The sequence below is a fragment of the Fulvivirga sedimenti genome (genome assembly GCF_020328055.1).
Map to the genome: position 1 here is coordinate 288793 of NZ_JAIXNE010000007.1, position 12872 is coordinate 301664.

Sequence of the window (12872 nt, forward strand, 5' to 3'; positions counted from 1 at the left end):
GAAAACCTCATGAAATATATAGCCAGGCACTCAAATCAGATAAAATTAATTAACAGTATTTAAAACAAAAAATCATGAAAGAAGCACAAGCAGTATTCGCTGACAAAAGCATTTCTGAAAAAATTGAAAGAATTTCACAAGGACTAGTTGGCCGCATTGGTGTGGCTGCTCAGGAACTGGACTCAGGGCTTAGGGTCACCTTAAATGGCGATGAAACGTTTGTAATGGCAAGTACCTATAAAGTGGCCATTGCAGTCACCGTCCTTCGCCAGGTTGATGAAGGTAAGCTTAAACTAACGGATTTAATCGATTGCCCCGCAGAAAAGATGGTCGCAGGACCCAATCCGCTCGTTACTTATATATTTCATCCCGGGGTCAAGTTATCTGTAGCCAATTTGATTGAACCGATGATAACGGATAGCGACAATTCAGCAACAGACTTTTTACTTGAATTAGTTGGAGGCCCGGAAGTGGTAACAAAGATGTTGCGAAGTATTGGTATCACAGATTTTCGTGTTGACCGGTATGTATCCGAAATCCTAAGAGACTTTTATGGTTTAGAGGAGAGGCTCTACCAACCTTTTGCTGAAGTAGCATATGCCAAACACCCAGAAGTCTTGTTAAAGCTCGCAGATGTAAACCTTGATTATGAAAAGGACCCTCGTGACCACACCACACCAAATGCCATGCTGCAATTGCTTCTCGCTATCGACAGCGGTAAGGCCTTGAGTGAGAAAAGCCGCGAATTCCTTTTAAGTGTTATGTCCCGCACCACTACAGGTGTGAAAAGACTACATGGCCTTTTACCTAAAGGAACCCCGGTTGCTGACAAAACAGGAACCATTGGCGGTGTGGCTAATGACGTTGGCTTTATTACACTACCTGATGGCAGACGCTTTGCCATTGCGGTATTCACCAATAGCAGTACATCATCTGAGGCTGATCGAGAAAGAGCGATTGCGGAAGTTGCCCGGTCCTTATACGACTTTTATTATTTACAGTCTTAAGGCAAATGCAATTATTTATAGTTAAAAGTGAAAAATCGTGAATAAAAATCAACAAATCAAAATGACAAAGGAAGAGGGCCAGGCGACCTTCGATAGGGTTGTCGCTGAAGCTAATAAAATCATGGAAGAAATGCACGTTCCGGGAATGGCTCTTGGCGTCATTCATGGAACCAACTCTTTTAGTACAGGTATTGGGATTACCAAGGTAGGCACAAACGAGGCCGTTACCCCTGATACGCATTTCCAGATGTGTTCGGTATCAAAAACCTTCCTTTCTACAGTGGCTATGCAGCTGTCAGAACAAGGTCTACTGGATTTAAATGCCCGCGTCGTAGACCTTTTGCCGTGGTGGAGGGTCGCAGATGCAGATGCAACGTCAAAAGCACGTGTCGTTGACCTTTTTCACCATCGCGCTGGCTGGGATGGTGACCATGGGTTCCTTCCTGTTCCTCCGGGTGGGTCAATCAGCGAGAAGGTGACGCTCCAAGGGGCTTACCTCAAGCAGATCTATCCCTTCGGTCAAACCTGGATGTACAATAACTCCGCCATCACTTTCGCTGGCCATGTGGTGTCGCATGTCGGCGGAAAACCGATTGAGAACTTAGTAGAAGAGCATCTGCTGAAACCGCTGGGAATGGATGCATCATCTTACAACTATGACACCACACCTCTTGCCGAAAATTACGCATGGGGTCATCCACCAATCTACGGTGAAGGTAAGACCGATGATCTTAAGCCGATCTTTATGCCGTTCCCGATTACATCCGGAGCATCGGGCGGTATCCGATCTACGGTTACTGACATGTTGAAGTACGCCCGTTTTCAGCTGGACGGCAAGGACGCCTCCGGGAACCAACTATTGTCCAAAAAGGCACTGGACTATGCCCACGCTCCTGCAGTCGAAGCTATGGCCGGCGAATTTACCGGACTGACATGGTTCGTCCACGACTATGACGGGGTCATCAGTCCTAACCACGGTGGGACCTGGGTCGGCACGCGTTCTTATCTACAGCTGATTCCCGATCACGACTTTGCCCTAGTGATTTTGGTCAACAGCGATCGCGGAGCCGAGGCCTACAATAAAGTTGCGGACGCAATGGTTAAAGCCTTCACGAAACTCGAGGCCAAGCATCCGGTCGCATCAGGCGTTGATCCGTCTGTGCTCGACCCCTTTGTTGGCGTATTCAAGGGTAATTCCCAGAATATCGAGATACGGAAAGCGGGCGACAAATATGTGTTTGTTCAGTTCTCCGCATTGACCAAGGGAGCGGATCCCGTGCCTGCTAATGTGGCTAACACGGCCGAGGGTTGGTTCATCATCACCGAAGGCCCAAACGAGGGAGCCCTTGGCGAATTACTCGAAGATCCGTCTGGCGCACTCAACTACGTGCGATTCAACCACCGGATCTTTATTCGGGGCGAAGGAGCGGTCGACGAATTCTCACTTGCCGGATCGGTATTCGACAAATAACGGGGTCGGCAAAGGATAGATCAATTCACGCCTGAAAGAAGTGCATGCTCTTGAAGCGGTCCCTTGTTTGTATATCTCGCGCATAGTAAATACAGCTAACGTGGTCAAGCCAAAGTAATTGACTTAAATGGCCTACTAAATTAAAATTCCAGATGATGAAAAATCAATCAAGACAGTATATTATGAATATAAAAGGATCAATGGTATTCGCCATAATTTACATGTTTAGCCTTGGGCTTTTTGCTCAGGAACAACCCAGGCAAATCACCTTGTTTACCAACGTGCAAGTCTTTGACGGAAGATCAGATAAGCTAGTCAAAGCGGATGTTTTGGTAGAAGGAAACCTGATCAAACAAATATCCAAAGAACCGTTAATGGTCATGCAGACCGACAATGTGACCATCATTGACGGGGGTGGAAAAACGCTAATGCCGGGACTTACTGATACGCATGCACATCTTGCTTACACCACTATAGATCAAATGAGCATGATAACAGGGCATGCCAGTTATGGTTATGTGCGAGCAACAGTAGACGCTAAAGAGATGTTAATGCGAGGGGTCACTAGCGTTAGGGATATGGGTGGTAACGTTTTTGGCTTAAAGAGAGCTATTGATGAAGGTCTCATTCCGGGTCCTAGAATCTATCCATCTGGAGCATTGATTTGTCAAACTGCCGGTCACTTTGACTTCAGATTTGGCAACGAAAATCCGATGCTGTATGGCGGTGGACTTCCAGATTGGCAATATCAGGGTCATGCTTATCTGGCAGATGGGGTAGATCAAGTGCTCACAGCGGTTCGTGAAAACCTAAAAAGGGGTGCTTCTCAAATCAAATTAGCCGCAGGTGGTGGTTATGCCTCTCCAGCAGACCCATTATTGGGTAATCAATATACATATAATGAAATCAAGGCCGCAGTTGAAACTGCTGGCGATTGGGGAACCTATGTAACCGTTCATTCCTATCACCCTTCTGCCATAAATCGTGCTATAGACGCGGGTATCAAAGATGTTGGGCATGGACAACTTCTTGATAAGGCAACCTTGGAGCGTATGGCTAAAGAAGGCATTTTTCTAAGTACGCAGCCTTTCACAGTATGTAATGAACCACAATTAGATGACTTTTCAAATGCCAAACTGGCTATGGTTTGCGAAGGAACAGAGCGTGTTTATAAAATGATTAAAGACATACCTACTCTTAAAGTTACTTATGGAACAGATATGTTCTTTCTTCCCCGAGAGGAAGCAGCCAAGCAAATACAACAGATGGAACGTTTATCTGGTTGGTTTAAACCTGTAGAAATCCTTCGTATGGCAACGAGCACTGCCGGAGAATTATTGGCATTAAGCGGAGAAATGAGAAACCCTTATCAAGAGGGCACACTGGGTACGGTTTCAGAGGGTGGATACGCTGATCTTCTTTTGGTCGAGGGGAATCCACTTGAAGACCTTGGTGCTGTAACCAATACTGATAACATCAAAATGATCATGAAAGACGGTAAGATCTACAAGAACACGCTTCAATAACGAATTCAAGAACTGGTATTCAGATAATACCCATTAAATGAGACTTCTGTCTGAGTGACATCGGTAACCTAAAAATTAGAATTAAGAATTAAAAAAGAAATCAAATGGAAGAATCAAATGCAAGGAAAACAAAAGCTACAGATGTGGTTTATGATGTTGTCTTAACCAATGGTCGGGTAATCGATGCCGAAACCTATACCGACGGTATATTTAATGTTGGAATAATCGGTGAAAAAATTGCCGCAATTTCGGCTGATCCATTGAAGGGCAAGGAGGTTGTAGATGCGACAGGAAAAATAGTATGTCCCGGTTTTATTGATCTTCATGCACATTCTCAAAATATTGGCAGCAATCGTATTCAAGCCTTTGATGGTTTGACTACTGCATTAGACCTGGAATCTGGTGTATTACCAGTAAGCGAATTTTACGATAAATGCGCTAAAGAAGGGCGACCCATAAACTATGGAGCTTCTTCGGCTTGGGGTGGAGCACGAATTGTAACGTTCAGCCCACAAAAAGCTGTCAACGGAAAGCCTGTTCCTTCAGTCGAATGGTTTTTAGAATCTTTTGATGCCACCGAATGGGTTATGGCAGTTGCTGAAGGTGAAACCCTACAAAAGATCCTTGACATGACGGAAGAAGGCCTGAAAGAAGGAGGTATTGGCGTTGGAGTGCCATGGGGCTATGCGCCAGGTGCAGGAATGAAAGAATTATTAGGAATTTGGAAACTTGCCAGGAAATATAATGTGCCTACCTATACGCATATCCAAAACCTTTCAATGGTTGACCCTAATAGTGGGACCAAAAATATTGTGGAAATGATAGGCCTTGCGGCAAGCACCGGTGCAAAAACACATATTTGCCACCTAAACAGTGTGAGTTTACGAGATATTCCTTCCATTAGTCAATTGATAAAAACAGCACAATCTGCTGGAATACCAATCACTACTGAGGCCTATTCTTATGGAGCTGGAAACGGTCCAATAGGAGCTCACGAATTTGATCCGGAAGATGTTCAAGAACGTCTTGAAATTGATTGGAGTGACCTTACTGCTGTTAAAACCATGAAAGACTTCCAAACAAAAGAAGAAGTGGTTAAAGCAAGAAAAGAAGACCCTAACTTATCTACGATTATTCACTACTTGAGAGAAGATGACAATGCACATGACGCTTCATTACTTGATATGTCCGTTCTATTTCCAGGCGGTGCAGTGGTTACAGATGGTCTGCCGTACACTACTTCAGAAGGAAAATTCTTCCATTCTGATGAATGGCCGTTACCAGAAGGTTTAAGCAACCACCCAAGGGCTGCAGGAAACTATTGCCGCTTTTTAAGGAAATGGGTGCGTGAACGTGGTGTAATCAGCTGGATGGATGCCATGCGATATACGTCTTTGAACGCTGCCAATATTCTTGAAGACTCTATTCCGGAAATGAAAAATAAGGCAAGAATACAAGTTGGTGCCGATGCTGATATTCTAGTTTTTGATCCGGAAACTGTATCTGAACAGGCTGATTTCCGTAATCCTGCAAGGTTATCTAAAGGGATGCATCATGTGATTATAAATGGCACATTTTTAATTAGAGATGAAGAGTTAGATACCAATGCTCTACCTGGTAAGCCTATACGTGCTAAAATAACAGCTTAATTTATCTCTTTAATGATAGACTCCAAAAACAGGAATACAAACACCCCAATCCCGGTCACCATTTTAGCCGGGTTTTTGGGTGCGGGTAAAACCACACTTTTAAACCATATTCTTACCGCAGACCATGGCAGAAGAATTGCAGTGATAGTGAATGATTTTGGTGCTATCAACATTGATGCGGACTTGGTTACCGATGTCAGCGATGGGGTTATTAGTTTGGCCAATGGTTGCGTATGCTGTGCAATACGTGCTGATCTGATCACTGCGGTGTTAAAATTATCGGATTTGGCAGAAAGGCCTGATCAGATTGTTATTGAATCGAGTGGGGTGGCGGACCCTGAGGGTATATACAGATCCTTTCTTCAGCGTGAGATAAGAAATGATGTATTGGTTGATGGGGTTTTAACGGTGGTAGATGCCGAACAAGTACTGAATATTCCTGAGCAAGAAATGAAACTCGCTAAACAACAGGTTGGCGGAGCAGATTTAATAATTCTTAATAAAATTGATTTAGTCGATAAGGAAACGCTATCCGAGGTAGAAAACTGGATTGGTACCCTTAATAAACGCGCACAAATTCTTCGTTCCGAAAAATGTAAGTTACCAATAGAGGTGTTGTTAGGTGTTGAAGCAGGAAAAGCTTTACACAGAAATAACCAAACGGAAAAGTTATCGCATGATCATCATCATGAGGTTACATTTGAATCCTGGAGTTACGAAAGTACAAGTCCCTTTAAACTTTCACTTCTTAATCAATTATTGAATCATCTTCCCCCTGAACTTTTCAGAGCTAAAGGCTTCATCTACGCGAAGGAGAATCCTACAAAGCGATTGTTGCTTCAAATGGTAGGAAGGCGTACCGTTCTCTCTGAAGAAAGAAACTGGGGGGAAATAACCCCTGCCACTCAACTCGTTTTTATTGCACGAAAAGGAACTTGTAATATCGAAGGAATTAGAAATGCACTTGATAAGTGTTTGGATATAAGTGAAAAATAAAATCAAAATGAGCAAAGACAGAATTAACGACATGCTGAACATGGAAACGCGCATGTCTAAATGGAAACAACCACAACCACTCGACTTTGTATACGGTGCAACGAGTCGTTACAGCTTTGTGAACTGGCAAACAGGCAACGACGATTCGATATATTATAACTTAAATCTTCCGGCATTTTTCAAAACCCACGTCGTTATGCCTCCGGCAGGAACCAGCATACTGGAAAGGGACTATCATCCTGAACTATTGGACATCACTTTTGACAATCTGGATGGGAGTAAAAACCCAACCCTGGAGGAGTATCTTCATGGGCCAAAACAGGTGCAGGCCATGATTATGGCGCACAAGGGAAAAGTAGTGTTCGAAACCTACCCCGGGATGAAGGAAGGCAACACCCATGTATGGATGTCTGCCTCCAAAACAACGGTAAGTTTAACGGCCACGATGTTATGGGAAGATGGCAAACTAGATGTTGAAAAGCCCATCACCCACTATGTTCCGGATCTAAAAGGAACAGCCTGGGATACGGTCTCTGTGAAGAACGCCATGAACATGTCTTCGGGCTTAGACATTGAGGAAACTTTTGAAAGTTTGACCAATCCCAAATCATTTATTGCCGGTTTTATGACACGGTCTTTTGAAAGTGGTCATAGCAGTTGGCGAGAATGGGCAAAATCGGCTCAACCCATACCGGGTGAAAAACCGGGGGATAGATTCCGGTATTCTACGTGCATCACCTTGATTTTAGTGGTAATGGTGGAGAATATCGCGCAAATGCCCTGGCACGAATACTGGGGTCAGCGTGTATGGTCAAAAATAGGAGCAAGAAATCCATTCAGTGTTGCCCTTGCCCCGGATGGTACACCTGGTGCAGCCGGGTTGAATATATCAACCATAGAAGACATGCTTCGTTATGCCCTGCTCTATACACCTAGCTGGAACAAAGTGGCTAAAGAACAAGTGATTTCCGACAAGATGTTGAAATTCATTCAGGACTTTGGAAACCCTAAGGCGTATGTAGGCTGCGGAGAGGAAACTATGGGCAAAGGATGGTTTGGGGAAACACCTTATACCAATACCGCCCAGTGGGATCACGCCTTTAAAGATGGCGCTATGTTCAAACATGGGAATATGGGACAAGGTATTTATGTAGACCCAGCACGTGATTTTTGTGGTTGTTATTTTGGTTTAGCTACCAATGACGAATCCATTTCCGGTGTGGATCATTCACCAGGATATTTAAGAACTGCAGCAAAATTGTTATCAGGTTATTAAAATTCAATTAAAAATGGAAAATAAAAAACTAACAGACGATGAAAAATGGGCAAAAGCCCAAGCGGATATGGCTGTATTAAGTAAACAGCCCGGTTCTTTTGTTTCAGAAGCCTCAACACCTATTTCAAAATTAAAACAACCACTTTCAAAGGACGACTATTACAAAGTAAGTCAGCGTTTTGGTTTTTGGCCCATGCAACTAGCAGGTGATGATGCAGCTTATTATTACCTGCACATGCCACAATTCATGAATCAGCAAGTTATTATGCCTGCTGACGATGTTGCTAAACTGGAGCGAAATATCGATCCCAGGATTGAAAACCTTACGTTTAAAACAGCTGAAGGTACCCAGACGGAGAAACTAAAAGACTTTTTGTTTGGTAAGTCCAGAAAACAAGCCATGATGATGATGCATAAGGGGAAAGTGGTTTTTGAATCTTTCCCCGGAATGAATCCTAGTGATTTACACATTTGGATGTCTGCTGGTAAAACACCACTGTCTTTAGTCTTTACGCAGCTTGTAGCTGAAGGAAAAGTAGATATGAAAGACATGTGTAGTAAGTACATACCAGAACTTCAGGGTACCGTTTGGGATGATATTCCGGTATGGACAGCTGCCACTATGTGTGTGGGATTGGATATTGAAGAAACATTCAAGTCCATATTAATGCCAGGATCGTGGATTAATAATTTTCATAGTACATTCTTAGGCCTGTACGATGTTCCATACATGAAACAATTGCAAACGGCAAAAAAATTGCCAAATGGTGAAAAACCAGGTGGACCAAGTACCATGCGTTATTCATCTGCAGATACTTTAGTGCTTCAATACATCTGCGAGCAAATAGAAAACAAACCATTTGGAACCATATTGCAAGAACGTGTTTGGTCAAAAGTTGGTTTCCGTATGCCAGCCTTCTTATGTCTTGCTCCAGATGGCACGGGGGTAGGTTATGGTATGTTTAGCTCTACGGCAGAAGACATGCTGAAGTTTGCCATGTTATACACGCCAAGTTGGAACAAAGTAGCTGAAGAGCAAATTATTACCGATGACATGTGGAAGATTTTCCACGAAACCGGAAAGAATGAAGTTTATAGAGATACGGAAGAACAACATATGGCAACCCAATGGTATGGAGAAGCGCCACCAAAAAATGGAATTCAGTGGGATAATGTATTTGATGATGGTGCCATGTTTAAACATGGAAACAATGGTCAAGGGATTTATGTAGATCCAAAACGTGATTTCTGCGCCATAGGTTTTGGTGTTGCTGCCAATACATCGGGGACAGATTATGCACCTGGTTTTATGAGAACAGCAGCAAAATTGTTGGCTGGCAAATGATACTTAAATATTTAATTCAATAATTGGAAAATGAAAAACCCAAAAGTAATTGAAGATGCTCTAAAAGTAGATGGAGCAAGAGTAACACTACCCGTTAGTGCTGCAATAACAAAAGAAGTTTTTACACCGGAATACGTAGACAAAGCGCGTAAAAGCTGGAATAATTTTCACTTCCAAATGGGTGGAGATCATGCTTTATACTACGCCATGCACTTGCAGGAATTCATGTTTTCATCTGAATCGGCACCAAGTATGGAGTATAGACCCCTTGTGCGAAATATCAGACCGGAAATCCGCAATGTTAGACAACAAACGAGCAAGGGTAATATTACTTTGGAAGAGTACATGAATGATCCCTTATATCGTGCACAGGGTATGATGATGATCCACAAAGGCAAGGTGGTCTATGAAAGCTATCCGGGTATGCGCCCAACAGACCGCCACTTAACTTCCTCTACGGGGAAAATTACCTGTGGACTTGTTATAGCGCAAATGATCAAAGAAGGTAAGATCGATGTCAATAAAAATATTGCTGATTACATACCTGAGTTAAAAGGCACCGCCTGGGATGGTGTGACAGTTTACAGTGTTGCAAACATGTGTACAGCTCTGGACAACGAAGAAACCATAGAGCATATTCTACAGCCTGACTCAGCAGTCACGCGTTTTCTTGCTGCCTGTGCAGGTACCCCAAGGGCTACCACCGGAAAATTGGAAACCTGGCTTGAGGTTGCCCAGGATCAACAAAAATTACCGGGTAATGAAAAGCAAGGCGAAGTCATGCGTTATGCATCTATCAATACGGCTATACTAACCAAGTTGGCTGAAAACGTTGAAAATAAGACTTGGGGATTGATTTTCGAAGAGCGTGTTTGGTCTAAAGTACATGCAAGAAGATCTGTATTGTTTCCATTGAGTCCAACCGGATTCGCGCTGCCACTTGGCTTTGTCGCTGTTACCCTGGAAGATTACACGCGATTTGCCACCATGTTTACACCAAGTTGGAACGCCGTTTCTTCTGAACGCATAGTTGATGAGGATCTATTGAAGGTTTTCTATGATAATATTGATAAAGATCGCTACGCCAAAGGTGCTAAAATTGAAACATCAAGAATAGACTTCAACGAAGCAGCAATGGGTAATACCTTGCAATGGGATTATGTTTGGGAAGATGGTGCAATGGCCAAAAGCGGCAACCTATGTCAGATGATTTATGCAGATCCAAAGCGTGATTTTGCAAGTGTATTCTTCTCAATGACTCCATTTGTAGATGGCTACGGTGAGTTCAAGGCTGGTGCATTTCAACGTGCTGCTGCAAAAATGCTGAACGGAGAATAAAAGGAAATAAAATTCAAGAAAGAAAAAGAGGCCATATATGACAAAGACAAAATCCTCGGAGGGCCCAAAGGTTTCCATTGACGATGCATGGCGTTTCATCTTAAAAGTGGGTGAAGCAGCTCACAGATATGGCTCTACTTCAGGCAGATTAGAAGTTTTCTTAACCAGCCTGGCCAAGGGCTTTGGCTATCAGGGTGAATTTAAATCTACACCGGTAGAAATTAGGTTTGGCTTGCGGGAAACGCCGGACTCACAACAGCGTGTGGAAGTAATGGCTACCCCGCCGCCGGATTTTGATTTAGACAAGCTCGCCAGGCTCGGTGATGTGTTGAAAGAAATTAAAGCCGGGACGTTGTCTGTTAATGATGCTGACCATCGCATTGACGCCATTGACCAGATACCGCCTCCCTGGGGCAAGTTTGCCAGTATGCTCGGGTATGTTTTTACCGGAGTTGGTTTAGCGCCACTTTTGGGCGCTGGATGGACAGATACGTTGTTCGTAGCGGTATTTAGCATCATTGTTTATGGTATAGTTTTACTCTCGGCACGTTTAGGTGATACCGCGATGAAATGGATGCCGCTTACAACTGCACTGGTCACGGGCTTTCTTGCAACTATGGTTAAACATTGGGTGCCTGATTTGAACCTGGTTTTAGTCATTCTTTCGGCCATTGCCGTTATTCTTCCGGGGTACTCCATCAGTTTGGGCGCTGGCGAATTGGTCACGAAACACGTAGCATCAGGTTTATACAACCTGAAGGCAGGGTTGATCACACTCATTAAACAAATTACAGGCGCCATAATTGGGGGCACTCTTGCAACTGCTTTGGTAACCTTAACAACGGCAGAACCACAAGCACCGGTAGATCAAAAGTGGATGATTCTGTATTTTCCGTTGCTGTTGGTAGGATTGGCCCTGGCATTTCAGGTTTCGCGCAGGGATTTACCCTGGTCGGTACTAATTTCTGGGATTGCGTTTTTGGCGGTTATGGCAGGAAGTTCGATCATGAATGCTAACCTGGGTAATTTACTAGGGACAATCGCTGCTGTAATTATTGCCAACTTCTGGGGTCGTAAAACGGGACGACCGGTCTCCATTGTGCTCATTCCTGCCATTGTTATGCTGGTGAGTGGCACCATTGGGTTTCGCGGTTTAGCCAGCATGGCCAGTGGAGATATGGTAATGGGAGTGAATCAATTTATTCAAATGTTCATTGTAGCACTAACCGTTTTGGCGGGGGTCTTTATCGGCTTCTTCATTGTGCGACCTGAACCTAGTTTGTAACAACAAAAAGTTATCAAAAACCCAAAAGGTGGGTTTTATTATCAGGTTTTAACTATCTAAAAAAAATGAAAAAACTTTTGCTCTTAACTACAGTGCTATGCGTCTGTGCACTTTCAACCGCTTTTGCCCAACAGTGGAACCCGGGAGATACGCTTAATACAGCTAAATCCGATTCGATCCGAATTAGCGACTTCAGAGATAATATGATTGATTATACCGGGCAGGATTTGGTAGATGCCGCTTTCCCGAACTCATGGCCATTATTTGGCGGAAAAGCCCGGATGGCTATAGGTGGCTATGTGAAATTGGATTACATCCAGGATTTTGATGGCGGATACGACCGGTTTCAATATGAAATACAAAATGCACCTGTAGCAGGAGATGGCCGCCCCGCGCAAAGCGGCTACATGAATATGCATGCCCGCGAATCGAGGTTCAATTTTGATATTCGAAGCATAAATGAGGCCGGACGTCCCTATCAGATATTTATTGAATTAGACTTTTACAACCTCGATCGCGGGGCCTTTAACCAAGCACCAAGACTCCGCCATGCATACGGTGTAATGGGCCGATTACTTGTTGGTAGAACCTGGGGTACGCAATCAGATTTGTTTGCCGTACCAGCTACTATTGATTTTGCTGCAGGTGATGCATTAACCGGAACGCGAAGAGCTCAAGTACGTTGGGAAGACAAACTTGGAAGCAAGTTTATGTATGCGCTGGCCTTAGAAATGCTTGAGTATCCGGGTATTGACGCCAGGGATACTATTGGCCAAGCTAGCCAGCAACTCCCTCTTTTGACTGGCCGAATTACAAAAAAAACAGCTGCAGGTGGACGGTTGTTTTTAGGAGCATCGGTTTTTCAACTCCGATGGGATGGTTTGGGTGCAATGCCCAATTCCAGAGCACTAGGTTGGGGCTTTAGCTTTAGCGGGCGTGAATACTTTGGTGCAAAAAAGCATTGGTTCCGTTGGATGGC

The 12872-nt window shown here is 43.8% G+C and carries 10 protein-coding genes; all 10 read left to right on the forward strand.

Going from position 1 to position 12872, the window contains the following annotated elements:
* The first annotated feature begins 74 nt into the window (after nt 1–74).
* The gene (gene bla, locus LDX50_RS29040; protein WP_225699812.1) at nt 75–1007 is read left to right on the forward strand and encodes a class A beta-lactamase; all 933 of its coding nucleotides are present in this window, start codon (nt 75–77) and stop codon (nt 1005–1007) included.
* Nucleotides 1008–1044: 37 nt separating this feature from the next.
* Nucleotides 1045–2478 carry a serine hydrolase domain-containing protein gene (locus LDX50_RS29045; RefSeq protein WP_225699813.1) on the forward strand — a complete coding sequence of 478 codons (1434 nt, stop codon included), beginning with the start codon at nt 1045–1047 and terminating at the stop codon, nt 2476–2478.
* A 152-nt stretch (nt 2479–2630) separates the two neighbouring features.
* Entirely contained in the window at nt 2631–4004 is a 1374-nt protein-coding gene (locus LDX50_RS29050) for a metal-dependent hydrolase family protein (protein ID WP_225699814.1), read from the forward strand.
* A 104-nt stretch (nt 4005–4108) separates the two neighbouring features.
* Nucleotides 4109–5653: an amidohydrolase family protein gene (locus tag LDX50_RS29055; RefSeq protein ID WP_225699815.1), complete on the forward strand. Its 1545-nt coding sequence runs from the start codon at nt 4109–4111 to the stop codon at nt 5651–5653.
* Nucleotides 5654–5665: 12 nt separating this feature from the next.
* Nucleotides 5666–6649: a CobW family GTP-binding protein gene (locus LDX50_RS29060; protein ID WP_225699816.1), complete on the forward strand. Its 984-nt coding sequence runs from the start codon at nt 5666–5668 to the stop codon at nt 6647–6649.
* A 7-nt stretch (nt 6650–6656) separates the two neighbouring features.
* On the forward strand, nt 6657–7925 hold the full coding sequence (locus LDX50_RS29065; protein WP_225699817.1) for a serine hydrolase domain-containing protein: 1269 nt from the start codon (nt 6657–6659) through the stop codon (nt 7923–7925).
* Between the two features lie 13 nt (nt 7926–7938).
* Entirely contained in the window at nt 7939–9270 is a 1332-nt protein-coding gene (locus LDX50_RS29070) for a serine hydrolase domain-containing protein (protein ID WP_225699818.1), read from the forward strand.
* A gap of 30 nt (nt 9271–9300) precedes the next feature.
* Nucleotides 9301–10608, forward strand: a complete 1308-nt coding sequence (locus LDX50_RS29075; RefSeq protein ID WP_225699819.1) for a serine hydrolase domain-containing protein — start codon at nt 9301–9303, stop codon at nt 10606–10608.
* A 37-nt stretch (nt 10609–10645) separates the two neighbouring features.
* A complete protein-coding gene (locus tag LDX50_RS29080) occupies nt 10646–11893 on the forward strand; it encodes a threonine/serine exporter family protein (protein ID WP_225699820.1) in 1248 nt (415 codons plus the stop codon).
* A gap of 65 nt (nt 11894–11958) precedes the next feature.
* Nucleotides 11959–12872 (forward strand): DcaP family trimeric outer membrane transporter (locus LDX50_RS29085; protein ID WP_225699821.1); only part of this gene is annotated, 914 nt, incomplete at its 3' end.

Excerpts from the sequence above, each read along its gene's own strand:
- LDX50_RS29060 (WP_225699816.1), top strand. The coding sequence starts at position 5,666 with ATGATAGACTCCAAAAACAGGAATACAAACACCCCAATCCCGGTCACC.
- LDX50_RS29080 (WP_225699820.1), top strand. The coding sequence starts at position 10,646 with ATGACAAAGACAAAATCCTCGGAGGGCCCAAAGGTTTCCATTGACGAT.
- LDX50_RS29055 (WP_225699815.1), top strand. The coding sequence starts at position 4,109 with ATGGAAGAATCAAATGCAAGGAAAACAAAAGCTACAGATGTGGTTTAT.
- bla (WP_225699812.1), top strand. The coding sequence starts at position 75 with ATGAAAGAAGCACAAGCAGTATTCGCTGACAAAAGCATTTCTGAAAAA.
- LDX50_RS29070 (WP_225699818.1), top strand. The coding sequence starts at position 7,939 with ATGGAAAATAAAAAACTAACAGACGATGAAAAATGGGCAAAAGCCCAA.
- LDX50_RS29065 (WP_225699817.1), top strand. The coding sequence starts at position 6,657 with ATGAGCAAAGACAGAATTAACGACATGCTGAACATGGAAACGCGCATG.
- LDX50_RS29075 (WP_225699819.1), top strand. The coding sequence starts at position 9,301 with ATGAAAAACCCAAAAGTAATTGAAGATGCTCTAAAAGTAGATGGAGCA.
- LDX50_RS29050 (WP_225699814.1), top strand. The coding sequence starts at position 2,631 with ATGATGAAAAATCAATCAAGACAGTATATTATGAATATAAAAGGATCA.